23 protein-coding genes and 6 pseudogenes are annotated in these 26,180 nt (G+C 41.9%); 7 read left to right on the top strand and 22 right to left on the bottom strand.

Translation table 11 applies throughout. The features are described from left to right. Nucleotides 1-153: 153 nt before the first annotated feature. The gene (locus KNP86_RS15340) at nucleotides 154-753 is read right to left on the bottom strand and encodes an IS3 family transposase (protein ID WP_051627790.1); all 600 of its coding nucleotides are present in this window, start codon (nucleotides 751-753) and stop codon (nucleotides 154-156) included. On the opposite strand from KNP86_RS15340, the gene KNP86_RS15335 reads away from it, so the two are divergent. Both KNP86_RS15335 and KNP86_RS15330 read left to right on the top strand, forming a co-directional pair. Continuing rightward, entirely contained in the window at nucleotides 739-1,779 is a 1,041-nt protein-coding gene (locus KNP86_RS15335) for a glycoside hydrolase family 1 protein (protein ID WP_214755135.1), read from the top strand. The two genes, KNP86_RS15340 and KNP86_RS15335, sit on opposite strands and share 15 nt — an antisense overlap. 19 nt (nucleotides 1,780-1,798) lie before the next feature. Beyond that, nucleotides 1,799-2,653 (top strand): annotated as a pseudogene (locus tag KNP86_RS15330) (PRD domain-containing protein). A 227-nt stretch (nucleotides 2,654-2,880) separates the two neighbouring features. Here KNP86_RS15330 and KNP86_RS15325 read toward each other — a convergent pair. From KNP86_RS15325 to KNP86_RS15810, 8 genes are all read right to left on the bottom strand, one after another. Beyond that, entirely contained in the window at nucleotides 2,881-4,302 is a 1,422-nt protein-coding gene (locus tag KNP86_RS15325; protein ID WP_034781866.1) for an MATE family efflux transporter, read from the bottom strand. A gap of 79 nt (nucleotides 4,303-4,381) precedes the next feature. Further along, on the bottom strand, nucleotides 4,382-5,059 hold the full coding sequence (locus KNP86_RS15320; RefSeq protein ID WP_235420268.1) for a hypothetical protein: 678 nt from the start codon (nucleotides 5,057-5,059) through the stop codon (nucleotides 4,382-4,384). A 150-nt stretch (nucleotides 5,060-5,209) separates the two neighbouring features. Then, nucleotides 5,210-5,347 (bottom strand): heavy-metal-associated domain-containing protein, encoded by a 138-nt coding sequence (locus tag KNP86_RS15815; RefSeq protein ID WP_353048059.1) that lies wholly within the window; start codon nucleotides 5,345-5,347, stop codon nucleotides 5,210-5,212. Nucleotides 5,348-5,489: 142 nt separating this feature from the next. Continuing rightward, nucleotides 5,490-5,765, bottom strand: coding sequence for a glutaredoxin family protein (locus KNP86_RS15310; RefSeq protein WP_034781864.1), 276 nt, complete (start codon nucleotides 5,763-5,765; stop codon nucleotides 5,490-5,492). A gap of 14 nt (nucleotides 5,766-5,779) precedes the next feature. Beyond that, nucleotides 5,780-8,239 (bottom strand): heavy metal translocating P-type ATPase, encoded by a 2,460-nt coding sequence (locus tag KNP86_RS15305; RefSeq protein WP_214755132.1) that lies wholly within the window; start codon nucleotides 8,237-8,239, stop codon nucleotides 5,780-5,782. Between the two features lie 18 nt (nucleotides 8,240-8,257). Further along, a complete protein-coding gene (locus KNP86_RS15300) occupies nucleotides 8,258-8,473 on the bottom strand; it encodes a heavy-metal-associated domain-containing protein (RefSeq protein ID WP_029336168.1) in 216 nt (71 codons plus the stop codon). 45 nt (nucleotides 8,474-8,518) lie between these two features. Further along, nucleotides 8,519-8,977, bottom strand: coding sequence for a CopY/TcrY family copper transport repressor (locus KNP86_RS15295; RefSeq protein WP_034781861.1), 459 nt, complete (start codon nucleotides 8,975-8,977; stop codon nucleotides 8,519-8,521). A gap of 113 nt (nucleotides 8,978-9,090) precedes the next feature. Then, the gene (locus KNP86_RS15810) at nucleotides 9,091-9,231 is read right to left on the bottom strand and encodes a thioredoxin domain-containing protein (RefSeq protein WP_353048191.1); all 141 of its coding nucleotides are present in this window, start codon (nucleotides 9,229-9,231) and stop codon (nucleotides 9,091-9,093) included. A gap of 516 nt (nucleotides 9,232-9,747) precedes the next feature. On the opposite strand from KNP86_RS15810, the gene KNP86_RS15285 reads away from it, so the two are divergent. After that, nucleotides 9,748-10,494: a hypothetical protein gene (locus KNP86_RS15285; RefSeq protein WP_029595505.1), complete on the top strand. Its 747-nt coding sequence runs from the start codon at nucleotides 9,748-9,750 to the stop codon at nucleotides 10,492-10,494. Nucleotides 10,495-10,682: 188 nt separating this feature from the next. Here the strand turns inward: KNP86_RS15285 and KNP86_RS15280 are convergent, their stop codons facing one another. The 3 genes and pseudogenes from KNP86_RS15280 to KNP86_RS15270 form a co-directional block, all read right to left on the bottom strand. Further along, nucleotides 10,683-11,033 (bottom strand): hypothetical protein, encoded by a 351-nt coding sequence (locus KNP86_RS15280; RefSeq protein ID WP_029336171.1) that lies wholly within the window; start codon nucleotides 11,031-11,033, stop codon nucleotides 10,683-10,685. A 32-nt stretch (nucleotides 11,034-11,065) separates the two neighbouring features. Continuing rightward, nucleotides 11,066-11,452 (bottom strand): annotated as a pseudogene (locus tag KNP86_RS15275) (DUF6036 family nucleotidyltransferase); the annotation flags it as partial. Nucleotides 11,453-11,511: 59 nt separating this feature from the next. Continuing rightward, a pseudogene (locus tag KNP86_RS15270) lies at nucleotides 11,512-12,307 on the bottom strand (IS3 family transposase); the annotation flags it as partial. Between KNP86_RS15270 and KNP86_RS15265 the strand changes: the two are divergent. Then, nucleotides 12,299-13,423: pseudogene (locus KNP86_RS15265) on the top strand (heavy metal translocating P-type ATPase); the annotation flags it as partial. The pseudogenes KNP86_RS15270 and KNP86_RS15265 sit on opposite strands and share 9 nt — an antisense overlap. A 497-nt stretch (nucleotides 13,424-13,920) precedes the next feature. On the opposite strand, the gene KNP86_RS15260 reads toward KNP86_RS15265, so the two are convergent. From KNP86_RS15260 to KNP86_RS15230, 7 genes and pseudogenes are all read right to left on the bottom strand, one after another. Next, complete coding sequence (locus KNP86_RS15260) at nucleotides 13,921-14,772, bottom strand: cation diffusion facilitator family transporter (protein WP_029336174.1); 852 nt, start codon at nucleotides 14,770-14,772, stop codon at nucleotides 13,921-13,923. 212 nt (nucleotides 14,773-14,984) lie between these two features. Next, nucleotides 14,985-15,878 (bottom strand): annotated as a pseudogene (locus KNP86_RS15255) (arsenic resistance protein). A 321-nt stretch (nucleotides 15,879-16,199) separates the two neighbouring features. Next, nucleotides 16,200-17,015 carry a ZIP family metal transporter gene (locus KNP86_RS15250; RefSeq protein WP_029336175.1) on the bottom strand — a complete coding sequence of 272 codons (816 nt, stop codon included), beginning with the start codon at nucleotides 17,013-17,015 and terminating at the stop codon, nucleotides 16,200-16,202. Between the two features lie 124 nt (nucleotides 17,016-17,139). After that, a complete protein-coding gene (locus tag KNP86_RS15245) occupies nucleotides 17,140-18,081 on the bottom strand; it encodes a cation diffusion facilitator family transporter (protein ID WP_029336176.1) in 942 nt (313 codons plus the stop codon). A gap of 23 nt (nucleotides 18,082-18,104) precedes the next feature. Then, nucleotides 18,105-18,443: an ArsR/SmtB family transcription factor gene (locus tag KNP86_RS15240; RefSeq protein ID WP_029336177.1), complete on the bottom strand. Its 339-nt coding sequence runs from the start codon at nucleotides 18,441-18,443 to the stop codon at nucleotides 18,105-18,107. 419 nt (nucleotides 18,444-18,862) lie between these two features. Next, nucleotides 18,863-19,282 carry a disulfide oxidoreductase gene (locus KNP86_RS15235; protein ID WP_029336179.1) on the bottom strand — a complete coding sequence of 140 codons (420 nt, stop codon included), beginning with the start codon at nucleotides 19,280-19,282 and terminating at the stop codon, nucleotides 18,863-18,865. Further along, entirely contained in the window at nucleotides 19,279-19,953 is a 675-nt protein-coding gene (locus KNP86_RS15230; protein WP_029595508.1) for a thioredoxin domain-containing protein, read from the bottom strand. Before KNP86_RS15230 ends, KNP86_RS15235 begins: the two co-directional genes overlap by 4 nt. Before the next feature lie 384 nt (nucleotides 19,954-20,337). On the opposite strand from KNP86_RS15230, the gene KNP86_RS15225 reads away from it, so the two are divergent. The 3 genes from KNP86_RS15225 (at nucleotide 20,338) to KNP86_RS15215 (ending at nucleotide 24,687) form a co-directional block, all read left to right on the top strand. Continuing rightward, the gene (locus tag KNP86_RS15225) at nucleotides 20,338-21,879 is read left to right on the top strand and encodes an N-acetylmuramoyl-L-alanine amidase (RefSeq protein ID WP_081828362.1); all 1,542 of its coding nucleotides are present in this window, start codon (nucleotides 20,338-20,340) and stop codon (nucleotides 21,877-21,879) included. Between the two features lie 307 nt (nucleotides 21,880-22,186). Continuing rightward, entirely contained in the window at nucleotides 22,187-23,524 is a 1,338-nt protein-coding gene (locus tag KNP86_RS15220) for a murein hydrolase activator EnvC family protein (RefSeq protein WP_029336183.1), read from the top strand. Between the two features lie 770 nt (nucleotides 23,525-24,294). Beyond that, on the top strand, nucleotides 24,295-24,687 hold the full coding sequence (locus KNP86_RS15215; protein WP_029336184.1) for a FixH family protein: 393 nt from the start codon (nucleotides 24,295-24,297) through the stop codon (nucleotides 24,685-24,687). A 378-nt stretch (nucleotides 24,688-25,065) separates the two neighbouring features. Here KNP86_RS15215 and KNP86_RS15210 read toward each other — a convergent pair. The 3 genes and pseudogenes from KNP86_RS15210 to KNP86_RS15200 all read right to left on the bottom strand — a co-directional run. Beyond that, nucleotides 25,066-25,194: pseudogene (locus KNP86_RS15210) on the bottom strand (ATP-binding protein); the annotation flags it as partial. 195 nt (nucleotides 25,195-25,389) lie between these two features. Beyond that, the gene (locus tag KNP86_RS15205) at nucleotides 25,390-25,773 is read right to left on the bottom strand and encodes a hypothetical protein (RefSeq protein ID WP_029595509.1); all 384 of its coding nucleotides are present in this window, start codon (nucleotides 25,771-25,773) and stop codon (nucleotides 25,390-25,392) included. A 158-nt stretch (nucleotides 25,774-25,931) separates the two neighbouring features. Then, nucleotides 25,932-26,180: hypothetical protein (locus tag KNP86_RS15200; RefSeq protein WP_214755130.1), on the bottom strand; the 249-nt coding region annotated here is incomplete at its 5' end.

Here is a 26,180-nt window from a genome sequence, read left to right as displayed (position 1 = left end):
CAACGGGCGACCGAGGAAATGCCTCGGCTGGCGAACCGCACACGAGGCCTTCACCGAGGAAGTGTTGCGCTTAATTTGACAAACCGTCAACCTAAAAAAAAAGAAAAGATTAGACTGACCTAGCTGTATGAGACACTAATAAAAATACCTTGATTAGGCTACCGCCACACCATATTTTATCGGTGTGAGGTAGCCTAATTTTTCTTGGATACGTTCTTCGTTGTAGTAAGTTAAGTAATTATTCACCCGCTCACGCACTTCATAGTCGCTTAACGAGTTGAACTTGACGTACTGGAACACCTCAGACTTCAAGTTCGAATGAAACGATTCGATCACCGCATTATCCCAACAGTTGCCTCTTCGAGACATGCTGCTCGTCAGATACTTCCTCTTTACGAAATCTTGAAAGGCATATGATGTATAGACACTTCCTTGATCTGAATGGATGATAACCCCTTCGGGATTGTTCCGACTCTCCAACGCCATCCTTAACGTATCGATGACGAGGGGCGTCTGTTGATGATCGTATAGCTTATAGGCAACAATCTCATTGTTGAATAGGTCGATGATCGTGGAGAGGTACTTCGTCGTGCCCCCGTATTGGATGTAGGTGATGTCCGTCACCCACTTCTTATTCGGTCTACTGGCAGTGAAGTCTCGCTTGAGAAGGTCAGGGGCGATGACGATACTCTCACCCTGAGACTTCCATTTTCGTTTGGGTTTGATCCGACACTGGAGATGGTGCTTCTTCATGATTCTCTTCATTTCGAGACTCCGCTAGGATTACAGAAATATGGCCCCTGGCTTCATCGTGATGTGGTCGACTTCTTCCTTCACTACTGCGAAACCATGTTTACTCGATATAAAGGTAAAGTCCGATATTGGATTCCTTTTAATGAAATCAATGTCATGTCGACAAAACCATGGATGGGGGGAGGAATCCCTTCTTCAACGAAAGAATCACAGTTTATCGGTGCATTCCATCAGATGTTGGCGAATGCCAAAGCCGTGACACTTGCCCATGAAATTGATTCAGAGAACAAAGTGGGGATGATGTATAATGGCCACTTCGCATATCCAAACTCCCCAGACCCAGATGACGTCCAACGAACTGAGGAATTCATGCATAAAATGCAGTACTACTGTGAAGTACTTTGTCGTGGCAAATATCCGAACTACATTAAAAAAGAATTAGAGCGCGAGAATATCTCTTTGCCGTTTGAAGAAGGAGACGCCGATACATTGTATCGTGGTCCTGTTGATTTTATTTCATATAGCTATTACTTAACTCACGTTATCGTCAAGGAGTCGCCTCTCGAATTCTCTGGTTTGAATGGCGTGAAGACAGGCTATAAAAACCAGCATGTGGAGCAAAGTGAATGGGGATGGAGTATCGATCCGAAAGGTTTACGCTATTCCTTAAATTACTTGTATGATCGATATCAGTTACCACTTATGATTGTTGAAAACGGTCTTGGGGCCGTTGACACGCTCACGCCGGACAAGAAAGTACATGATGACTATCGTATCGCCTATCTTCGGAGTCATATCGAAGAAATGAAAAAAGCAGTCGCGATTGACGGGGTTCCGTTACTTGGCTATATGGCATGGGGTCCAATCGATCTGATTGCAGCCAGTACGGGAGAAATGAAGAAACGGTATGGGTTCATCTATGTAGACTTGGACGACGAAGGGAACGGGACCCTAGAACGGATTAAAAAAGATTCGTTCTACTGGTATAAAAAAGTCATAGCTTCAAATGGAGATGATCTGACTTGAATTAAGACGGAGGTATGGAATGATTCGTATCAAAAAAGTATTAAATTCAAGTGTCGTGATTGTCGAGGACAAATCAAAGCTTGAGTACATTTTAATTGGAAAAGGAATTGGTTTCGGGCAGAAAATCGGAAATGTTGTCGCTCCACCTGAAGCCTCCCAAATGTTCATACCCGCTGACGATGTCCGTATTAAAGAGTTCATAGGACTGGTGACTGAAATTCCTCCTGAATTCGTCGAGTTCACTCGAGAAATCGTTGCATATGCTGAGGAAAAGCTAGCTACAAAGCTCAATGCCGGTATCTTTTTAACACTGACAGACCACCTTCACTTTGCGGTAAAACGTTATTATAAAGGTATTACTATCAGCAACCGAGTATTTTGGGAAATTCGAAACTATTATCCACAGGAATTCAAGATTGGAAGTTATGCGGTTAATCTCATGAATGAACGATTTAAAATCGAACTGCCTATTAAAGAGGCAGCCAATATTGCTTTTCATATTATCAACGCGCAAGGAGAAAGAGAAGAAACACGTGATGGCATGCGCTACGCCAAGATGATTGGGAGTATTGTGAACCTTATTCGATATGCTTACAATATTGAAACCGATGAAGAAGATATTCATTATTCATGATTCATCACACATGTGAAATATTTCGCTGAACGCTTTTATGCTGGAAAAATATTGAATGAAGAATCCGATCAACTATTTGAACAGATTGCGAACATCTACCCAAAGGCCATGAATGGTTCATTCAAAGTACGGGACTACCTTAAACAGTTGCACGGTGTGACAATTCCTAATGAGGAACTAGCTTATCTAGCCGTTCATATTCATCGACTGACAACTAATATGGATTTGAATAAACAATAACTTTCTTAATTACCTGGTTCTTTTTGACGAAGACCAGGTTTTTTCTATACTGAACAAAAAAATATCCATTTTTTATAATCGAGCAGCTATAGGCCGCATGACATATGTGTGTTTTTCACCACTGATTCGATTTCTTTAGATCGGCGTGACGGGCTCCTTTAATAACTTTTTCAGAAAAGATAAAAGGAAAGAACAACTTTGCTCTTTCCTACAATTTCAGTCAAGTGTTAATAATTATTTATACATCGCACGTCTTCATGCTTAGTTTTGGGATGACAGGGCTTCTGCGGTTCGGATTCCACTACAATCCAACGCCCTCGGCTGAATTGAATCCAAAGGACGATCGCCTTAAAGACGATGTCTAGACCGATGGCGATCCACACTCCTGCAATGCCCATCTGCATCTGAATCGCCAATACATATACTGCCCCAGTCCGGATCACCCACATACCGATCGTGGTCAGATACATTGGAAACTTCGTATTGTTCGCTCCTTGGAATCCACCGGTCAATACAAGGACAACTGCTAGGAAAGGCTGGAAGACCGCTGCTATTTTTAACGCGACATCGATGTCTTTGATGACTTGGGGATCGTCGGTGAAAAGTGAACCTGCCCATCCTCCGAAGAAGAATAAGACAACCCCGAATAAGGACATGAAGCCCATCGCCATGAACGTGCTCAATCTGGCATATTCTTTGGCGGTCTCGTGGTCTCCCGCTCCGATGTTGCGACCGACGAGAATGGTTGCTGCTGTCGCGAAACCATATGCCAACATATAAGAGAACACCTCTAGATTCCCTGCAATTTGATGCGCGGCGAAGGTGTTCGTCCCGAGTACCACGATGAATCCGAAATACACGATCTGTCCGGCTCTCATGACCAATCGCTCGATAGCCGCCGGGCTTCCAAGGTTCACGAGCTCCAACTGGTGTTCGAGATCCGGTCTCCAGAAATCTTTCCTGAAGGCGATGACTTCCGTCTTACGAATATAGTTCATCAATAAGAGCGTCCCGACGAGCCGGGCGATGACGGTCGCGAGTGCCGCTCCGACGAGACCAAGTTCGGGGATGATCCAAAAACCGAAAATCAACATATAGTCGAGCACAATATTGACGACATTGATGACGATACTCACCTTCATCGGTGATTTTGTATCTCCCGCACCTCGTAAGATACTACTGAGCACAAACATCAATGCCATCACGATCGATGGGATCCCGACAATTTTGAAGTAGGTGCTACCAGCTTCTAAAACGTCATTCTCCACCCCCATCAACCGCAGGAGAGGCTCAGCGAAAAATAGCGTCACGACCCCAAAGGTCACCCCGACCACGACAGATAGGACGATGGCCTGCTGCGCGATATGTCTCGCGCGCTCGATTCGTTCTGCGCCTAAGTTATTGGCGACATAAACGTTTACTGCCACACCGATTGCCATAAAGACAGCTAAGTAGATGGCGAGGACGGCATTCGTCACTCCTACCGCTGACACTTCTGCTAGGCCGATTCTTGAGACGAACAGCGTATCGACAAATCCGAGCAACGTTTGGAAAAAATTCTCGGCAACCGCTGGTAACGCGAGTAGAAGGATGAATTTCATCTTGGTTTTTCGATCACCATGAGTGTCCAGCCGCTCACTTTCTATCATCTGAGTCCTCTCCTTCGAAAATTATGCTTACAACGATTACAGGAAAGCGACCCAACGAGGAACCATGGGTCGCTCATGGTCAATCTGAGACACGAATGACGAAAGGATAGGTGTGCACAGTCCCATGGAACTGGAATTCGGCCCAGACCTTGTATAGGCCAGGTTTATGGAAGACCGTCTCAAATTCCGTCGTATCATGAGAAGAAGGATGCACATGGATAAACTGTTCTCCGGCTTCATCCAAGATGACGACATGACCAAGTGCTCCAAGGTATGGCTCCGGGTTACTTTCTTTGGTGTCATAGCTGAAGACAGTCGGGACATGCGCTTTTAAAGAGTCAATCGACAGCTCGACGGTATGACCTTCGATCGTCTTCGTCAGACGCTCATCCACTTTAAGTGACGATTCGATAGAGGAAGAGGACTGATGATCAATCTGTAAGTGAACCGGCTTCACTTGATATGCCAGTCCCTTAGGCTGAATATCCACGAAGAGTTTATACGCCCCTGCCTCAAGTTGGACGGGTTGCTCGAATCGACCCTCACCCTTTTTAAACGGATGGAGGTGTCGGTACTCAGTTAGGTCTTCGTTCACGAGAATCAAATGGAATTCCTTTTCATGGCTGACTTCGAGTTCCGGGGCTTGCTGATGTTGATCCTTTAACTCGATACTGATTTTCCCGAATTCATATTTAGCTTCTACAGACACTTCATTTCCCGTCAAGTTCTTCATATGATGATGTCCATGGTCTTTCACGTTTAACACTCCTTTGTGTAGTCCTTGATCGCACCGTCACTCGACCTCCATTACTTGCAGCAAGAACAACCGATTTTAACGGTCGCCTCCGTTACCTCGTAGCCAGTCTCTTGAATTGCGGTTTCAATCTCAGAAAGTGTGAGTTGGCTTTCATCGAACGTCCACCTCTCCCGCCGAAAGATTGACCTTCACTGATTCAATACCCGCTAACTTTCCAACGTGTCCTTCAATCTTATTGATACAAGATCCACAAGACATGCCCGCTACCTGAAATGTTGATTTTTTCATTATATGTTCCTCCTGATTATTTAATTACCATACATGGGTAGGGTGTAAAAGTATCGATTTTTTTACACCCTCGCCACCTTATGTTCGTGTCCCTCATTGCGCGACACGCTTTCAACAGGTTCTGAGAGTGAGCTATCGTTGCTTATCGTAGCAATGTTAGAATCTCTTCTTTGTTGTTCTCGAAGCCAACAAAGTACTTCACTACTCTTCTTTTTCTGAGCATCCCTTTTTTGTAGAAGACAAACAGTGGTACGATTCGATTCCCTGATATCGCTACCATTTCTTGTTCAAGGTCAAGGTTCGCACCCACATCTTTGTTCACATAAGGGACTGTGGTTGTTTTTAAATATTTTTTGGCATCCTGACAATCTGAACACGTCGGACGCGTGTAAAGCTCGAGCTGTAGGGCTGTATCCATCCCACTCCCTCCTTTTATTTGATCATCGAAGGCTTGAATCGTTTTAAACGGAGTGCGTTCACCAGGACCGAGACTGAGCTTAAACTCATGGCCGCTCCGGCAAGTATCGGGTTCAACAAGGGCCCGCCGAGTAGATAAACAATCCCCATCGCAAACGGGATACCCATGACATTATAGGCAAATGCCCAAAACAGGTTCTGTTTGATGTTGCGGATGGTTGACTTGCTCAATTCGACAGCTGTAGGTACATCCATCAAATCGCTTCGCATCAAGACGATGTCTGCAGATTCGATCGCAACGTCAGTACCCGAACCGATCGCGATTCCGATGTCTGCTTGGGCCAAGGCTGGTGCGTCATTGATTCCATCACCGACCATTGCGACCTTCTTCCCTTCGGCCTGTAACTTCTTCACTTCGTTCGCTTTATCTTCAGGTAACACTTCACTCAGTACCCGATCGATCCCGACCTGTCTCGCAATCGCCATGGCCGTACCTTTGTTGTCTCCGGTGATCATGGCTACTTCGATACCCATTCGTTGAAGTTTCTGAATGGCTTTACGACTGTTTTCTTTGACGGTGTCTGCGACAGCGATGATCCCTGCGATTTGTTGGTCAATCGCGATATACATCGGCGTCTTGCCTTGGTGTGCGAGTTTGTCTGAAGCGCCTTCAAGGACATCCAGTGAGATGCCGCGGTCTTTCATCAATTTTCTGTTTCCGGCAAGCAAGACTTTTCCGTCGATCAGTACTTCGATCCCGTGCCCTGGGATGGCTTCAAAACGATCGATATCCATGACACGCATCATTCTGTCCTCTGCCGCTCTTACGATTGCTTCGCCCAATGGATGTTCAGACCCTTTTTCAGCGGAAGCGGTCAAGCGTAACAACTCATCTTCTTGATGTCCATTCACTGTCACGATATCTGTCACTTTCGGTTTTCCTTCAGTGATCGTCCCTGTCTTGTCGAACACGATCGTCTGGACTTTATGGGTCGTCTCCAAGGCGCCGCCACTCTTGATCAACACACCATTCTCAGCACCTTTGCCCGTACCCACCATGATTGCTGTTGGTGTGGCCAAACCTAGTGCACAAGGGCAGGCGATGACCAGTACTGAAATCGTGATCGTCAAGGCGAAGAGGCCGGTCTGACCGCCTAAATACCATGCAATTCCTGAAAGGATCGCGACGACGATGACAATCGGTACAAAGTATCCGGAGATGATATCGGCCAGTTTTGCGATAGGAGCTCGAGAGCCCTGTGCATCCTCGACCAATTTGATGATTTGAGATAGCGCTGTATCCTTACCGACTTTCGTGGCTCGGTATTGGATGATCCCGTTCTTGTTGATGCTGGCACCGATGACTTGAGCACCCACATTTTTTTCAACAGGGATACTTTCACCGGTCAGCATGGATTCGTCTACAGACGTATTACCTGATAGAACCACGCCATCCACCGGAATCTTCTCACCAGGCTTTACGATAATCGTGTCGCCGACGATGACTTCGTCGATTGATACTTCTAACTCTTGTCCGTTGCGGACGACCTTTGCCGTCTTAGGTGCCAGTCCCATCAATTTTTCAATCGCTTCGGATGTTTTACCCATCGACCGGACTTCAAGATATTTACCTAATGTGATCAGCGTGAGAATGACTGCGGCTGTCTCATAGTAGAGGCTATTCACGTATCCCTCATAACCTGAGAGGATAGTCATGGTGGCACCGACGCTATAGAAGAAGGCTGCGCTCGTCCCTAGGGCGACAAGTGAATCCATATTCGGATGCCCTCGGAACAATGTCTTAAATCCTACGGAGAAGAATTTCCATCCGAACAACATCACTGGGATGGTCATCATGAGCTGCAAGACAGCGAACAATTCTGGGTTCATCGTTGGATCCAATGCCATCGGTAGGGGTAGGCCGATTATATGCCCCATCGCCACATAGAGTAATGGAATCGTGAAAATCGCCGATCCTACAAATCGGTTCCACATCGATTGAATTTTTTTCAGTTTCTTTTCTTTCTCTGTATCTTGGCCATCCGTTGATTCTTGATCTTCTCTTGCCTCATATCCGACGTTTGCCACCACTCGGACCACATCTGATACAGTCACCAGCTGAGGATCATATCGAATGACTAATTTTTCTGTCGCCAGGTTCACATTCGACTCAGTCACACCCACCATTTTCCTCGTGGCCTTCTCAATCGTCTGCACACACGAGGCACAAGTCATCCCTGTGATGACAAATGATCTTTGCTCGGTCTCGGTTGAGGCCTTGTAGCCAGCCTTCTCGACGGTCGTCTGAATATCCAGCGGCGAGATTTTCGTCTCATCGTAATGAATGCTCAATTTCCCAGTCGCTAGGTTGACGTTGGAGGTCACTACGCCAGGCAATTTTTTTGTTGCTTTTTCAACTGTCTGAACGCAGGACGCACAGGTCATCCCTTCCACGGCAAATGTCTTACTCTCCATATCGTCTTACCTCCATTATTATTGGGCTGATTCGACTTCGTAACCGACCTCGCCCACAACTTCTTTAAATTCATTCACATCTAGTCGTGTTTCATCGTACTTCACTTTTGCGATGCCTTTCTTTAAGTTGACTTTCGCACTTTCAACCCCATTCAGACCTTCAAGTGCTGACTCGACTTTGTTGACACAATGAGCGCATGACATACCTTTAATCGTTAAAATCGTTTTTTTCATCTTGAGTCTCCTCCTATTCACTACATTCATGACATCATTTCAAACTCAATGTCTGGATCCACAAGAATGGTCCTGACATCTGCATTGACCCGGGGTACAGGTGCATGGAATGTCCTCCACCGCTTCACTTTCCTTCATCTCAAGGATTTTTTTGAGATTCTCGATATCCTGTACACTCAGTGTCGCCTGTGTGATCATCGTTCCGATTGTGTTCCCGACATCCCTGTCACAGATATGATCGAGTAGATCGTGTAACGTCTCTCTGATGACGTCACCTTCAACGACGTTCGCGGAGTAGATGAATTTCTTCCCCTCGGCCTCGGTTGAGAGCATCCCTTTTTTCACGAGCCTTCCAATGAATGTCTTCGTCGTCGCAGGCTTCCAGCTCATCTTCTTTTCCAATACCTCGATGATTTCTTTACTGGTCACGTGATTTTGGGCCCAAACGATACGCATGACTTCCCATTCTGAATCCGTGATTTGTTTTTCGACATGTTCAGCCATTTGTCTAACCTCCAAATTTTAAGTTTACAATCGTAAACATTTTGTTTGATTTAAGTTTACAATCGTAAACGTCGTCTGTCAACCATTATGTTTTTGGGTTCGCTATTCAGTCTTCATTGGCTATATTCTTGTCTAGAAAACGCATCTGGATATCCTTCAGCAACGCTTTCAAATAGTAGTGCGAGCTGACGGCATCCCGGGCACCAATCGGTGGTGAACTTTAAGACTACAGGCTGCGTAGAGTGATTAACCATTTGCAAATCAGATAATTGAAATTTCGAAAGCATTTTTTCTCCTCTCTTTTCGTTTACGTTTGTAATCGATTTAAATTTACAACTGTAAACGTTATTTGTCAATCTATATATTCGTGTCCATTTTGTATGTTTCTTTAAGCTTATTGTTTCTCTCAAAACACTAATTCGATTCGTATTTAGTTGGGTCGTATTTATTTTGAACTCATACAGCTTTAAATTGTTAACTACTGTCATCTCTTATATGATGTAATAAAACAAAGTAGGAATTGTCTTAAGCGTTTTGTTGCTTAGTCGCTAGGATTAAATAGATGATTCGACTACTAGCTTACTATTGAGACATTCTCATAAGTAAAAAGTGTAGGAAGGTATACATTTCGACGTCGAAATGTATACCTTCCTACACCACAAAGTGCCAGTTTATGAGTGATTTTTTTTATAACAACTTGTATTTAAATGATTTAAATATAGGAACTACATATGCTGTATACAAAATAATAACCAAATGAGGGATTAGAATTGGAATCAAACGAGACCAAGGTGACGTCATTCCGCGTGTCACAAGAAGTGAAAGAACATATTCAGCGTTTAATGGAGCAACGTCAAATATCAACCAACCAATTATTCGAGCAATTAATATCATTGGCCGATAAACAGTCACCGGACCCCTTAGTCGTCAAGGAGAACGAATCACTCGAAGCAGCACTGAATCAAGTGCTTGCCCTGTTCAATGAACGAGCCACTCGACTAGAAACGCAACAAAAAGAACATGAGCGAATCAACGCGCGATATAAAAATACCATTCATGACCTTGAACAAAGCGTAATTACAGAAGCTGAACGACTCCAAGAGGAGTATGAGCGAAAGGTGTCGTCACATGAAATTGCACTCACTCAATTACAAGATCAAATCAACCAACTAATCGCTGAAAAGAGAATCGTTGAAGACGCATTGGAAACAGAACGTGTGTCTAACAAAGAAGAACTAAAAGAGCAGAAAAAAACAGTTTTTCATCTAGAAGGAGACATGAAAAAGCTAGAAGATGAACGTAGCCAGCTCTATCGGCAAAATCAAAGTCTTATGGACGCTGTCGACGACTTAAAAGCTCGTACACGCCGTCTTGACCAGCTTGAAGAAGAGAACCAGAAGCTGCACTTAGAAGTCCAGCTCCTCCGTCGAGAGAAAGAGACATTCGAGAACCGGTTACAGGAACAGGTCGAGCTCGCGGTCCTGCGTGAGCGGAGCACCCAACAAAATAAACAATGATACGAAAAGGGTACTAGGTTGAGTCAACCAGTGACTGAATCTAGTACCCTTATGTTTATTACAAACAAAGTATTTAACGGTTTGAAGAAATCGTCTGATACATGTTCAATGACTTGACCAAAGATGCTTCATTCACACGTAGAATCATAACCTCATGAGAGTATAAAGAATGACTCCGCTTGGTCCAATTAAGATTTCACCTGCAATCCACGCACCTTGAATCGATTACGCTTTTCTTCTAATTTCACTTTCATATCTACCGAGAACGTATTTTCAGGAGTGTTGTAGGCACGCCGTGCTGCCATACTAAGCATTTTTGCCACATCCTCTGCCCGGTCGTCCTGTAAATCATGCAGTGAAGATCGAACATACTGGCGAGCCATTTCTCGGTCACGTAGCGATTCAGGGACCGATACATGACGACTTAATGCCAGGGCCAATTGAGCCGTCTCTAAGCGATAGCTTGTCCCGCCTGCCTGCATACGATTCAGTTCATCCGCTAGCTCGCTTTGCAGAAGTACATGATTACTGTCTGACATCGGTCACCCTCCTCTACTCTTCTTTTGATTTATTATATACCCTTTTCCTGAAAAATTCGACTCAAGTCATGCACGTTACAAAATGGATTGTCCCACGTCATGTTTGCTTTGTATTCCTCTACAAGGTCGAGAAGTTTATCTTTATCGCAAAGTGCCAATAGATTCGTTTTTTCGAGATCCTCTAGATCCTTTTGGCGAGAGGAGAAAATCTTGGTACATGCTAAAAGTTCAATGTCGGGGATATACACATCAATCGCCTCGAACAGCCCTTCAATCTTATGCCGGAATTCATTTTCCCTAAAGTCTTCACGGGGTGGGAACTGAATCACCCCTTCGACAATTTCAATTTCATATTCATGAAGCGCCTCTTTCAATTCAGGTGTCACGACGCCCTCCGTCACGCGAATATCAATATCTCGCGTCGGACGATACTGAACTGCCCCCCGTCAAGTAGACAGGGCAAATAATGAAAACCGAACTAGGCGGCTTGAGACCTGTATTCGACAGGGCTCAAGCCGTTTAGCCGTTTCTGGAAACGGTCATGGTTGTAGAACGATATGTAGGTCTCGATGGCCGATGTGAGTTCGCTATAGGCCTGAAACTCACGCAGGTAGTACATCTCGACTTTCAGGGTACCCCAAAAGCTCTCGATCGGGGCGTTGTCGATGCAACGTCCGACCCGGGACATGCTGTGGGTCAGTCCCGCGTCTTCCACCATGCGTTTGAACCCTCTCGAGGTATATTGGCGCTATGGATCATCGGATGCGCTCCTGTGCGAGCCCCGTGATGGCTGGCATCATCGTCTGGAAGACGAGAACGTTGTTGTTGGACTTTCCGATGCGATAGGCGACGATCGAGCCGTCGTACAAGTCGATGATTGCGCTCAGGTATGCCTTTTTCCCGGCACCATATTTAAACTCGGTGACGTCGGTGCACCATTTCTCGTCCGGTCGGGACGCGCTGAACTCTCGGTTCATCAGATTCTCGGCCACGTGCTGCGGCGTTGACTTCTTATGCTTCTTCCGCTTCCGGCGGATGACCGATTGGATCCCATGGATATGCATCAAGCGATAGACTCGCTTTTCATTGAACGGGGACAGTCCTTGTTGTCGGCGCAACCGGTTGATCGTCATCGTGATCCGACGGTACCCGTATGTGCCGTTCGCCTGGTCATAGAGTAGACGGATGTCCTCCAGAAGCTTCTCGTTCTCTTCTTGACGCACCGGTATGGTGCGATTCAACCATTTGTAATAGGCCGCACGTGAGATGCCAGCTGGGAAACCTGGGTCTATCAAGGATTGGCGGTTCTAATAGTGGGTTGCCCGTGTGCCTTAGTCACTTCGACGCCGATTTCGATTGTTTCCGCCATCGGTAATGCTACCAAAAAAGGGGTCTTGATTAAAGGCGGCGTATACCTGGAAGAAATGGGCGCGCTGAAAGCTATTGCATTTGACAAAACCGGTACCCTGACCAAAGGTGTACCTGTCGTCACAGACTTTAAAATCACGAACAAGCAGGTAAACGAGAGAGAACTGCTTTCTATCGTGACGGCATTGGAATATCGTTCTCAGCATCCGTTGGCCTCTGCCATCATGAAAAAAGCGGACGAGGAAAACATACCTTACACCTCTATCAGAGTTGAGGACTTCTCTTCCATCACAGGAAAAGGCATTAAAGGAACGATAGACGGCACCACCTACTTTATCGGAAGCCCGCTTCTCTTTAACGAGCTAGGTGTTGAAAGTATTGATAATAATCTGGACCAAACCGTAACGGCTCTGCAACAGCAAGGTAAGACTTCGATGATTATCGGAACGAAACAAAGCATATTGGCGGTTATCGCCGTAGCCGACGAAGTCCGGGAATCCAGCAAAGAAATCATCCGGAAACTACATGATATGGGTATTAAAAAGACAATTATGCTGACGGGTGACAACAAAGGGACAGGCAAAGCTATCGGCCAGCAAGTTGGCGTCAACGAAATCCAGGCAGAATTGATGCCAGAGGATAAATTAAATGTCATTAAACGCTTGCGAGCTGAGTACGACAATGTCGCGATGGTCGGGGACGGCGTAAATGACGCTCCGGCACTCGCTGCCTCTACTGTTGGAATTGCCATGGGTGGTGCTGGAACGGATACCGCTTTGGAAACAGCAGATGTCGCCCTGATGGGCGACGATTTGAGCAAACTACCGTTTACGATAAAATTGAGCCGAAAATCCCTAAATATTATCAAAGTGAACATCGCGTTCGCTATCAGTATCAAAGCGATTGCATTACTCTTGGTCATCCCGGGCTGGCTCACCCTATGGATAGCTATTATGTCCGATATGGGGGCAACTCTTCTGGTAGCACTGAACAGTTTAAGACTGATGAATGTCAAAGAATAAAAAAACAAAAATATTCATTTTTATATCCTCGAATTTGTACTGGGTATGATAAAAATAAATGATCTCTGTTTTTTAAGACGGCTTTAAGATGACTTCGGTATTGTTCCCGAGTCATCTTTTTAGGTTTCATTATCAGCTTTTTTATCATCAGACAGTTTTAATCGAGGCCGAACCTTATTCATTGACCGGAATATTCTCCGAAGTATGGAAAGAAAATCCGGTCGATAGGTCTACTAAACTATGACAATTAAATCTAAATATTTGAACGTTCGTTTTGGAATCATTCATTCATTCGAATACATCCTATTTTAAGAGACGAAATTTCGATAGTGTTCAAAAAAAAAACGAATGAGGGGGTTTCTAAATATACCCTCATTCGATATTCAGTTTCCTTGCACGTAGAAAAGTATTTATTGGTATCAGACGGTATGAAGTATAGAATTTTTACTCATATGTCGAACCTCAGTGTGGATTTGGTGCAAGGATGACTTATTTCTTTAGTTGTGTTTTTTTGATTCTAACTCTATTGTAGAATGTTTAATATCTAGTTTTGAAGTCACTTCTTTGACTTTTTGTTTAACAATAGTTGAATCCTTTAGATTCATCTCTTCTACTATTAAGTGTAAATTCATGGCGTTATCTTCGCCATCAATTGACCAGACATATAGGTTTTGAACAGAAATCACTTCTTCAATACCTTCAATCTTTTGCTTCACCTCATCGATGTCAATACCATCAGGGACAGCACCTAAAAGTATTTTCATTGTTTTAACTAAATTACGAAACACATTCACTAATATAAACAACGCAATAGCAATTGATAGGATGGGGTCAAGTATATGTATATCCTTGAAGAGTAAAACTATCCCTACTACAAGAACGGCAATCCAACCTAAAACATCTTCTAAAAGGTGCCAAGATAGTACTCCCTCATTTACTGATTTTCCTTTGTGTAGACGGAATGCCGCAAAACCATTTAAAAGCACACCAAAAATTGCAAACCAAATCATTCCTTGTGCATTAGAATGCTCCGGTTCAAACAGTAGAGGAATTGCTTGAGTAAAAATATATACAGATCCAATTATTAATATTGTCGCATTTATTAATGCTCCTAAAAGGGAAAAACGATTATATCCAAAAGTGAAGTTATGATCGGGTTTTTTGTTCGAAAATTTTTGTAAGAACCAGGACAGGCCCAATGCAAGAGCATCACCTAAATCGTGAATGGCGTCCGACATGATTGCAACACTATTAATCAAAAATCCCCCGATAAATTCACCAATCGAGAAAACAAGATTAATTATAAATGCTAGTTTGATATTTTTTGATGCCTTATCAGTACTCGCCATTGTTCGATCTCTCCTCACTTGGTAGTCCATCCTTAAAAAGGTTAGTTGTTAGAATAATACTGGTCTCTAGCGTTCTGCAATATAATAAATTTCTTTGCCTATTGATTGTAAACAACGCATACTTGAGAACTTAAGCGCAGTTCTTAATATTTTAATAAACAATCGAAGGACGTAATTTTTGAAAGCGAAATTAAATACATGTATCTAATTTGTTAGAACCATTTAGGCACTAATTTTATATATAAGACTTCTCCGAACAATTCGGTAACGGTCTGTAAAATGATCACTACAGCTACTTGTGTTGATAGGGGCTCTGGTAATATAGATGCTAATGGAAGAACTACAAGTGAATTCCTTGTTCCCATACTAAATGTAATTGCTCTTCTTGAAGCAATATCTAGTTTGAACAACTTACCAAGGGACTTTGACACCCATGGTATGATAAGTAGAAATAAAATATAAACTGGTATTACATCTATTAATGTCCCGAGGTCACTATACACTTCCCTAATTTGAGAGGCAACTACCACAAAAAGTACAAAAGACATAAATGGAACGGGAATCCATGGCGGCATTTTCATGATACGATTACCTAAAGAACTCTTTTTAGAACACAATTGTGTCATTATCGCTAATAGAAGCGGTATAAAAATCAAAAATAGAAATGCATCTAGAAATGGACCCATCCTAACGATACTAATAGCCTTTTCTCCTAATAATACGAATAAATATATGGGTAAGAGTATCGTCTGTAAAATTAAAAGAATCGGTGTTACTTTTAACAATATTGATTCGTTTCCCTTTCCCATCTTTGTAAAAACAATCACATAGTCGATGCACGGTGTTAACAACACCAAATACACCCCCAGCATTAGTGATGAATCTTGAAGAAATATGATAACCAAAACCTAAACTATTAAAGGAACGGCAACAAAATTTCCTAATAAAAGAGCTACCACAAACCTCATGTTTGTAGCAGATCCATTCGATTTCAGAAACGGAATTTGAACGAACATCCCATACATCAAAACTCCTAAAAGGGGAGAAATAAAAATATCGAGATATACAGCTTCTGTATTCAATAGACCAAAGATTACTGCCAACATCAAAAAAATGATGTATATACTGACTTGGTGGGCTTCCACCTTCTCTAGCACTTGAATTCCGAATTTGCTTTCCTTCTCTATCAAAATCACCCCCAAAATTTTCAGGAAATTTCAGAATGAAATAGATAACTCCACGATTTTAATTGCCAGGGCAAGAGGTTTTATATTTTTTCTTCTAGTATTTTTATTTATCCAACAGTAAAAATACCGACTGAAAGTAAATATAATTAAGGCTCATTATTTACACTTCCGAATATAGTTAGTATCTTGAATATATATCAGTCAAAAAATAAAGTGATAACCATTAAAAAAATAATTATTTTAGCCTAAAGCCACATCTAAAATCATCATGATTGTAAAGCCAAACATTAAACAAACAGAAGCCAAGTCCTTGTTTCCATTTTCTTGAGATCCTGGGACTACCTCCTCCACTACAACAAAAATCATTGCTCCTGCAGCAAAGCTTAGCGCAAACGGAAGTAAAGGCTCCATTATGAGTACTGCTACTACTCCTACCAACGCCGCGAACGGTTCAACCATACCAGATAACTGGCCATAGAAAAAACTTTTACGACGAGATAATCCATCTCGTCTCAATGGCATTGACACAGCAGCACCCTCAGGGAAATTTTGTATGCCGATTCCGATTGCCAGCGCGATAGCTCCCGTGATTGATGATGAAGGGAATCCTGCTGCAACTGCTCCAAATGCAACGCCTATGGCAAGTCCCTCTGGAATATTATGCAATGTTATTGCTAACACCAGTAACGTGCTCCGCTTTCTCTTCTTAGGGTTTATACCCTCAGCCTCATCCATCGGTGAAGTGGGATGCAGATGTGGAATCACTTTATCAACACCTGATAAAAAGAATCCTCCAAGTAAGAAACCGATTGCAGCTGGTAACCACGCCGGAAGAGAATCTTGTTCCGCCATCTCAATTGCAGGTGAGAGTAATGACCAAAAACTAGCGGCAATCATTACTCCTCCAGCAAAACCGAGCATCCCATCCATTAGCTTTTGATTCATTGATTTTGTCATAAACACTAACGCGGCACCAAGCGCCGTCATCCCCCAAGTGAATAAAGTACCCAGCAATGCTTGAGTAAGGGGTTCTAACGAAGAAATATATTCAATCATCTATCAAAACTCCGTTGCCAAAAATCGAGTTTCTATACATGCTCAAAATTAAGTAACTATTATCCAAAATCAGCATTGCTGTCTCCTCCTCTTGATTGTCAATCCTACTCAACAGGTGATTTTTTTAATGTTGATGTACTACTTCCCCTACCTTCAGTTTGCAAAGCAATTCATCGCTGTGAGGATGAGAAAGAGTTTCGAATTGAATCGTAGAGTGTTGAACGTTCAGATGTGCTAAATCGTGTTCAATTTCTTGAAGTAGATTCTCACTGTCATAGATTTGTAAATTACCATCAACGACAACATGACATGAGAGTGCATTCATTCCACTTGTGATACTCCAAAGATGAAAGTCGTGTATACTCCGTACCCCCTCCTTGTTGTGAATGACTTGAAGAACCTTTTCGACATCAACGTTTTGTGGTGCACCTTCCATTAATACGTTCAATCCGGATTTCGTCACGAAATAACCACTTCGTAAAACAAGTCCCGCTACAATGATTCCTGCGAGCGGATCTGCCCAGTTCCATCCAAATGCCATGATAAGAAGCGCTGCCAGTATTGCACCGACTGAACCCAACGTATCGCTTACAACATGTAGATAAGCACCTCGCATATTCAAATTATGTTCTACGTCTGCACCTCTTAACATAATCCATCCAACAAGAAGGTTTATAGCAAGGCCAATACTGCTAACAATTAACATTCCTACGGATGCGACCTCAGGTGGTTGAATAAATCGATTGATGGCCTCATAAAAGATATATATGGAAATCAGTATGAGTGTGACCCCGTTTAAAACAGCTGCTAGAATCTCGAAGCGTCTATATCCGAACGTTTTACGATTGTTCGCTATTTGTTCACCTAATTTAAAGGCAAGTAATGCAATAGCGAGCGAAGCCGCATCACTAAGCATGTGACCTGCGTCCGCTAAAAGTGCTAAGCTATTTGTAAGGTACCCTCCAATCGCCTCTACAACCATGTATGCCGAAATAATAAAGAATGAAATGATCAAAATCTTTTTGTTAGAGGTATGAGAATGATCATGTGCATGATTATGTGCCATAAGATTAACTCTCCTTACTATATTTAGTGGTGTTTCGCATGCTCAATCGCCTGTCTTAGTAAGTTCATGACATGGTGATCATCTTCTGAATAAAATAGAGTAGTTCCTTCTCTTCTAAACTTGACAAGTCGAAGATTTTTTAAAAAACGTAGCTGATGAGACACGTTTGATTGACTTAAGTTAAGAAGATCAGCTATTCCGTTGACCGAATGTTCCTTTGTGCATAGCAGGGTTAATATTTTAATTCTTGTCGGGTCACTAAGTGCCTTGAACGTCTGAGATACAATAAATAGAGTCTCATCGTCAATCTGCGCCCCTATTTCTATTTCATTTTCTGTAGTATCTTCAATCGGTTCATCCATAAGTCAGTACCTCCGCTCATGATAACTATACATGTTCATATGTTCATATATAACTTATTAGACTTTTGCTGTGCCGTCAACACTTAATTTAAAAAACATTTATTCTATCAGCTCTACATACTTGAAGATTTGAGATACTTTCTCTGGTTTTGCGATTATTTCTTATTTTTAGCCATACAAAAACTACCTATTAGAGAGCTAGTTAGATCTCATACTCGATAGGTAGTCACGCTTTTTCAAAAAATCAATATAGTACACTAACGTTTAAGAAAACGTCAATTGAATTATTTACTGGGTATTGTCTAATCTATTTTCCAACTTCAAAAAGCTTTTCATGTTTTTCTAAATCAAAGCTGTTTTTTAGTAAGCATACCAATTTGATACAATTAGTTCTTCATTTTTCAAATCCAAATCAAAAACTACTGTTTGGTACTGATTCGTCCAAGAATGACTGTAATCAGAAAAAAGGCGGTCAACGCTAAAAACGGAATTGTGATAAAACCCATCCAGTCAATGTACTGTGCATTACAGGAAACTCCTTGTTCACATGGTCTGACTTCCGAAAAGCCGGGCACCTTTTGTACAAGATAGTGGTAAAAAGAGATACAGAATCCGATTATTGATAAAGGGAGAACATAAAATTTGATTGAGCTATCTTCTCTGAAAACTGCAATTGCAAGAATCAAAGCTATTGGGTACATAAAGATACGTTGAATCCAACAGAGTTCACAAGGTATAAAACCACGAATTTCGCTAAAATATAGACTTCCAAGTACTGCAGTAATTGAAACAACCCAGGCGAGGTACAGTCCATATCGGTTTATTACTGAAGCGCTCATTGGGTTAGCTCCTTTTCAATTTGTTTTTTTATAGAGGTATAGTCGAATGGATTTTCAAGGATGACCCCATTAACTGCAATCGTCGGGGTCAGTGTAACATTGTATTTTTCTACGAGCGCCGCATCCATTTTAACTGATTCTAATCTAGAAGAACGACTTGATAGGTCTTCTCTAAATTTATTTAAATCTAGAGAAGGGACAGTCTTCGTCGCAATCTCTTCCATTTTCTCCACCGTAACCCATGGATTATCGTGTATTTGCACGTCAGGTTGAGCTTCATAAATAGCTTTGTGAAATTGCCAAAATGATTCTGGGTGATTTTTGTAAACAGATTCTGATGCAAGGGCAGCTAAAGTGGACTCATCTCCGTGAAACAAAACATTAATGTAACTAAAGGAAGCTTTCCCACTTTCAATGTAATCTTTTACAAGTTGAGGATAGATTGTTTCACCCCACTCTTTACACGAAGGGCATTTATAGTCTCCGAATTCTACAATTGATATCGGCGCTTCCTTTTTACCTATTGTAGGTTGATTATTAACTGATATCTTTTCATCTTGAACAATTTTAGTCTTTGATTTTTCGGAACTTTGATCATTTAAAAATAAAAAAGCTAAGACTGCAATTACTAATACGGATGTAAAAATAGTCAATAGTTGATTAGTTTTCAAAACAATTCACCTCTTTTATAAATTCGTTATTTCTTTTATCAGAATTATAGCTAAAAATACTAGAGTATCCTTAGTTTTTCAACATTGAATCCATGGACTTCTAAAAACGAAATCTATGAGTCAAACAAGTTACATTCTAACACATTCATGCAACTAAACTTTTATGCAGATGAAAGGAGGGCCAATTTATTTCTTAAAATACGTCTATTCCCCTTAATAATAGTGCATTTTAAAACAGGGCAAGAAAACTTTTAACTGTAGATAGACGAAAGCCAATAATCGTTGCATAGAATGACTAATATTTAAAGGATAAGTACCATACAGATAGTAAAAAACCATTCATGGGTCTTTACAACCAAAAAAACTACATATGAGGAGTCTATTATGAAGTCTAAACATAAATTTCGAATAAGCTTAGTAATTTCCTTGGCTTTATTAACTTCTTTTTTCTATCCCTTTAAGCTTTTAACTAGTGTTAACGTCCTAAACGTCGTACATGCAGAGGAATCTCTATTCATAACAACTGAAAATTTGAATTTGCGTTCCTCGTTCTCTTCAAAAAGCAAAGTCCTTTTGACGATTCCAAAAGGAAAAACCATTAAGAAGATAGGTGTATATGGAGAAGATAAATCCTGGTTTAAAGTTTCATTTAATTCAAAAATCGGTTATGTCTCAACGAAGTACGTGACGCCAAAACCTATACCTAAAAATTCAGTCAGTTCAATAAACACAATATATAAAACTAAAACTTCACTAAATCTGCGTAAGGGCCCATCTGTCAAATCACCCGTTTTAATGACTATCCCAAAGTCCAGCCCACTAATGTACCATGCTGCCTCAGGCCCTTGGTATAAAGTATCATACAATGGGACTCAAGGCTATGTGGCAAGTCAGTATGTAACCATATCGCCCTCGGCTATGAAGTCACGAAGTAAGCAAACGACCGAGATTCGCTCAAGCATGTCTTTAGTGAACTCAAAGGTCCTTATTACGATTCCAGCATCTACTGAAGTGACTGTACTAGGAAAATCGGGCACAACGGGTTCTTGGTTAAAAGTTATGTATAACGGTATTACAGGATTCACACCTGCTCGACATTATATAGTGCAAGTGGCACCGGGGGATTCTTTATCCACTTATCCAACATATATTACTATCGAAAATCTTAATTTACGTAACCAAGCGAGTCGTTACGGATCTATTTTGACAACAATTCCCTCAGGCACTTCGATTTCTGTCATATCGAAAAGCGCCAGTTGGTACAAGGTGCGATATAACAATCAAGTCGGTTACGTATCATCTGGTTTTGTGCAACCATTTACCGGAAAAACTCCTATAAAATCACCGGTGATTCCAGCTAACAAACACGTGATTTTAATTGACGCTGGACACGGTGGGGGAGATGCTGGTGCAGTGACTTCAAACGGTACAGTTCAAGAAAAAGTACTCACCCTAAACATTGCTAATCGTGTGGCCGACGAACTAAAGAAAAACTATGAGCTTTATGAAGTGAAACTAACGCGCTCAAATGATAGATACTTGTCACTTGTTGAGCGGACCAATCTATCAGAAAGGCTTGATGCTGACGCTTTCATAAGCGTCCACATTAATTCTTCACCTTCTTTCGCTACAGGTCATGAAGCACTCGTCCCTACTTCTAGCGCGTACACCACAAATCCATATGCGAACGCTAGCCGCAGATTAGGTGAAGTAATTAATCAAGAAATCGCCATGAACGTTCCAGATTTTAAAAATCGAGGCGTTAAGCGACAAGATGTCTATGTGGTAGGAAGAAACACGGTACCTTCTACTCTCATCGAATATGGCTTTATTGCTAACTCAGTAGATCGCTCCTATATGTCGGGAAGTAACATGATCAAAGCAACCGCCAAAGGAATTGATAAATTTATGAAGAGTTACTACTAAATAAACACCAAACAAATACTAACAAACGATTTGACCACTGAATTTGAGACAAAATGTCCTAAATTCAGTGGTCATCATTCATTTCCTCATCAAAATGGCATTATAAGTATTTCTCTTGATATACTCGAATGACAATAAACTCAAAAGAACAACTGACATAGAAATGAAAAGAAATAGAAATATAGATGGTGAAGTAATATTGATACAATGATTCCGGTTCGAGTTTTAATCATGATACGAATACTTTTATCCAGCAACGCATTTTTTATAATAGAGATAAGTTACGGAGGCAACAACATTGTTTACCATGAAAAAAATTATAGCTTCAACTTTACTTGGTGTTATGTTAGTTCAAAGCGCATCCCCTTCTTACGCTTTAAACTTGACTGAAAAACAAAAAAATATCCAGCAGAAGCAAGCGCAAAATTCTACAGAGCAACGTAAAGCTAATACGTCAATTCAGCAGCGTGAACAAGATATCACACTCGAAGAACAGAAACTGAATGACTTGGAATCCGAGTTACAGGATATTATCAATGAGGTCACCCAGAAGAAGGCTGAAATTCGGACAACCCAAAAGAAAATTGCTCAGATTCAAACTCAAATTAAAGAATTCCAGAAAAAAATGAGCTCTCAAAAGACATTGATGGAAGAACGCATGGTCACGATGCAAAAAAACGGTGGTTCTTCTATAAACTGGGCTGAATTTATTTTTGGTTCAAAAGACTTTGGTGATCTGGTTTCACGCATGATCACCGCAGGGACGATTCAAGAAAATGATCAAGAACTTTTCAAAGAATATCAATCAACAAAAAATAAGCTTCAAATTGCTAAAGCTGAATTGGACACTGAAAAAGATAAGCTTATTAGTCAAAAAGAAGAGCTAGAGAATAGTCAGAAAAAATTGAACGGCAAAATTAAAGTGCGGGCTGCTCAAATAAAAAAATTAGAGGCCGAAAAAATCCAGTTCACATCTAAATTGGTAAGCTTGCAACAAATGGAATCGACGCTTCAAGAACAAGAAAAATCAATTCAAGCAGAGATTGAAGCCCAAAGGCTTGAAGAACAAGCTAAAATTCGTACCAAAGAGGCTGCGCGTAAAGCTGCAGAAGCAAAAAGTGCCGAAAAAAATGAAATCAGCGAGAATAAAGCCTCTCTCGAAAAATCACCAAACTCTGAGAAAGTGGTAAACACTTCAAAGACTACGGATTCACTCGCTTCTCCAACAAGTGGCGGAGTTTTTCAACGTCCAACCTCAGGTATCGTAACCCAAGGATGGGGTCCAGCAGGCGGGGCCAATGGCTACAGCTTCCATAATGCACTAGATACAGCTGGACCAGTAGGAACTCCTATTATGGCTGCTCAAACAGGAACTGTAACTCGAGCAGGCTGGGGTGGACCTTATGGAAATCATGTCATCATTACGCATGTCATAGGCGGTCAAGTTTGGACTACCCTTTATGCTCACATGAGCTCATTGTCCGTTTCCGCCGGACAACGTGTGACCCGAGGACAGAACATCGGTGCGATGGGGAGTACCGGAAATTCGACCGGTTCTCATTTACACTTTGAAGTCCATCGAGGAAACTATTCGTACTCAGCTACAAGTGCAGGGAATACAGTCAACCCATCCCAATTTTTCTGAATTTCAGAGGCGAAATTGTTTAACACTATATAATTACTTCAGTAAATCACTTAATATTTAGACCACAGAATATTAGATGCCCCGTAAAAGTTGGACCTGATAATCTAATTTTTATGGGGCGATTTTTATGTCCGAAAGCTTTTAAAGTCTCGGTGACCAAACGCTAACTGACTCGCAAGAAAAACTTCAGAAAGTTAGGATGAGCTTTCGTTCGTGCCCCCACCCCCCTACGAGTGCCTGGGGAATACAATCTCAGGTGCGACATACACATTCACTATGTAGATATTAAAAACGATATGGATGGGTAGACAATCTTTAATCGATTCAATCTTGAAGTACAGACTCTTCTCTCCTTTGATGACCTTCAACTGGCAATATACGTCGAGACGAACCTTAGGTTACTAAGGCCGTGTCTAACGGTCGATGATAAATTTACGGATATGAAGGTCCAAATTCAAACCTAGGTTGTCGAAGTCACCAGATGATCTATTTCATGATCCAACTTTTTGGATTAAGTTCAATTAATATCTTTTGAACTTAATATATAAAATTGAACTTAATATATAAAATGTACATTTCTTTATTTTTTATATAGAAAAGTAAACCAATCGAGCATACGACGCTCTATAAAGTCTTGAACCTTAAAAGTGACATGGGGTCTATGCTCGATAGCTAATAAGATTGCATGATCAGGTCACTTTTAATGTAATAATCAATACATCACATTTTCGTGTATGTTAATATTAAATCGTTTAAAGGAGAGAAAAAAGATGGCAAGGTTTTTTTCACTGTTGATTGTTTTGTTAGTATTATCTGGTTGTGGAAGTACAGTAAGCAATAATGGACCTGAAGTGATTCCAGAATTAATTGATGTACAATTTAAAACAGATCCTGAAATAGTAAAAGCAAACGAAGTTATTGAACTTATAGCAACTGTTTCTCAAGGAAACGAGAAAGTAGACGATGCGGATAAAGTTGAATTCGAGATATGGAAAGAAGGCCAAGAGGAAAGCCAACACGAAAAAATTGAAGCCAATTATCAACAAGACGGACTGTATGTAATTTCTTATATTTTTGAAGAGCCCGGTAAATACTTTATATATTCACATACGACAGCAAGAAGCTATCATTCTATGCCCAAAAACGAAATATTAGTAAAATAATAAATTTTAATTATTACAATTAATAATATAGACGAGCTAATCCATGATGAAAAAACTCGTTTTTATTGAATCGCGCGACAACATCAACCTTGTGATATATGCTCGAAAAATACCAATTTTATGATATATCCTTTCCGCTCCAATGTCTGATACGTCCATTCCGTCGCTCCACCTTGGAAACTACCATCAGTTGTATGCTTATATGTAGGAATATAAACGCGAGTCAAATAGAGTCACATTGCTCAAACGCATCCTCAAAAACTCGAAGGATGCGTTTTTTGTCCTGCTGAGTATTGCGGATACAGAGAGCCACTAGTGCGGACGACTGAGCGAGTCAATATGAAGAAAAAGGCCATCGACTCATCGATGGCCAAGATCTTAGCTTATCCCTAGCCCGTGGTGTTCCCTCATTGAGGTTTCGCCATCGACCAGGATTTTATAGGAGTCGTGTACGATCCTGTCGAGAATTGCGTCCGCGATTTGGGCCTGTCCTAGATTCGAATGCCACTCCGCGTGGCGTTAGACGCGCCCACGCTCTTGCTTTTGACGTTGCCCTTACGCTCCGTGCCTCCCGTTAGAAAGGGCCAGGAACATAGAGATGCGGCGGTGAGCCAGCAGCTCTTGTTATCGGGCCGTCAGGGGGGCAGCGGTGCGATGAGCGACTTCGCCTCCTGGCGTTAGACGCTCACGCATGAGCCCGGATCACCATTCCTTCTCCCATGCCCCGTCTTCAGACACGCCCCAATCCTCGAACCGATACTTGATGAGCCAATGGACATGCATCACTTCATATTCGAATACACCCTTGGATAGCTCTGAGACGACGAAGCTGACTTCTCCATCCGCCACCACCCATGTCCCGTATAGATACACTTTCTTGATCGGACGCTCTTCTGCATCCAGATAGATCAGCACCCGGAAGTAAGGCGAGTTCCGTCCGTCATCGAACCGGACGACCTTCTCGACGCAATGTTCCCTGTCGACGACACGCATCCATTCGGGATGTTCCATCAGTTCCGAGAACACCGTCCGGACGAACGGATCCAATCCAGCGAACGCATAGTCATCAAGCAGCCCCTCATCCATCACGTCTCCCCCCTTCCGCTTCGCTATAGAACGATTCCCCGTCCAGAGCCAGTTCAGTCCTTGTTCATGAAACTACAGAAATGACGACTTTAAAAAATGTATACATGTATACGCGTATACAAATCTACATGTATACATGTATACAAATATTTTTGTTCTTATGTACGACGATTCCGTCGAATCATATTGGTATTGAAAAAGACGGTGAGGTGGGTCAAGCGTTCTCCTTCCTTCACATCACAAAGAAGATCCATGCTCACAAGTTTTAAGTCGTCAAAATCTTCTTGGAGCCGGTCAGGAAGGCGTCGAAGTGTGTAATGCAAAATAGGAGTGGTTCTTACGCAATGTTGGTGAGGTAGTGATGCCGACATTATGGGAATAAAATCAAAAAGGATTGATTCCCATGA

It is taken from the genome of Exiguobacterium sp. s16, assembly GCF_018618115.1.
GTDB lineage: Bacteria > Bacillota > Bacilli > Exiguobacteriales > Exiguobacteriaceae > Exiguobacterium > Exiguobacterium mexicanum_A.
This window is presented reverse-complemented; position numbering and strand designations above follow the sequence as displayed.

Excerpts from the sequence above, each read along its gene's own strand:
- KNP86_RS15815 (WP_353048059.1), bottom strand. The coding sequence starts at position 5,347 with ATGAAAAAATCAACATTTCAGGTAGCGGGCATGTCTTGTGGATCTTGT.
- KNP86_RS15260 (WP_029336174.1), bottom strand. The coding sequence starts at position 14,772 with ATGGCGAGTACTGATAAGGCATCAAAAAATATCAAACTAGCATTTATA.
- KNP86_RS15300 (WP_029336168.1), bottom strand. The coding sequence starts at position 8,473 with ATGAAAAAAACGATTTTAACGATTAAAGGTATGTCATGCGCTCATTGT.
- KNP86_RS15340 (WP_051627790.1), bottom strand. The coding sequence starts at position 753 with ATGAAGAAGCACCATCTCCAGTGTCGGATCAAACCCAAACGAAAATGG.
- KNP86_RS15250 (WP_029336175.1), bottom strand. The coding sequence starts at position 17,015 with ATGATTGAATATATTTCTTCGTTAGAACCCCTTACTCAAGCATTGCTG.
- KNP86_RS15280 (WP_029336171.1), bottom strand. The coding sequence starts at position 11,033 with ATGTCAGACAGTAATCATGTACTTCTGCAAAGCGAGCTAGCGGATGAA.
- KNP86_RS15245 (WP_029336176.1), bottom strand. The coding sequence starts at position 18,081 with ATGGCACATAATCATGCACATGATCATTCTCATACCTCTAACAAAAAG.
- KNP86_RS15235 (WP_029336179.1), bottom strand. The coding sequence starts at position 19,282 with ATGAGCGCTTCAGTAATAAACCGATATGGACTGTACCTCGCCTGGGTT.
- KNP86_RS15335 (WP_214755135.1), top strand. The coding sequence starts at position 739 with ATGGTGCTTCTTCATGATTCTCTTCATTTCGAGACTCCGCTAGGATTA.
- KNP86_RS15240 (WP_029336177.1), bottom strand. The coding sequence starts at position 18,443 with ATGGATGAACCGATTGAAGATACTACAGAAAATGAAATAGAAATAGGG.
- KNP86_RS15295 (WP_034781861.1), bottom strand. The coding sequence starts at position 8,977 with ATGGCTGAACATGTCGAAAAACAAATCACGGATTCAGAATGGGAAGTC.
- KNP86_RS15205 (WP_029595509.1), bottom strand. The coding sequence starts at position 25,773 with ATGGATGAGGGGCTGCTTGATGACTATGCGTTCGCTGGATTGGATCCG.
- KNP86_RS15215 (WP_029336184.1), top strand. The coding sequence starts at position 24,295 with ATGGCAAGGTTTTTTTCACTGTTGATTGTTTTGTTAGTATTATCTGGT.
- KNP86_RS15325 (WP_034781866.1), bottom strand. The coding sequence starts at position 4,302 with ATGATAGAAAGTGAGCGGCTGGACACTCATGGTGATCGAAAAACCAAG.
- KNP86_RS15810 (WP_353048191.1), bottom strand. The coding sequence starts at position 9,231 with ATGGTTAATCACTCTACGCAGCCTGTAGTCTTAAAGTTCACCACCGAT.
- KNP86_RS15305 (WP_214755132.1), bottom strand. The coding sequence starts at position 8,239 with ATGGAGAGTAAGACATTTGCCGTGGAAGGGATGACCTGTGCGTCCTGC.
- KNP86_RS15310 (WP_034781864.1), bottom strand. The coding sequence starts at position 5,765 with ATGGATACAGCCCTACAGCTCGAGCTTTACACGCGTCCGACGTGTTCA.
- KNP86_RS15225 (WP_081828362.1), top strand. The coding sequence starts at position 20,338 with ATGAAGTCTAAACATAAATTTCGAATAAGCTTAGTAATTTCCTTGGCT.
- KNP86_RS15220 (WP_029336183.1), top strand. The coding sequence starts at position 22,187 with ATGAAAAAAATTATAGCTTCAACTTTACTTGGTGTTATGTTAGTTCAA.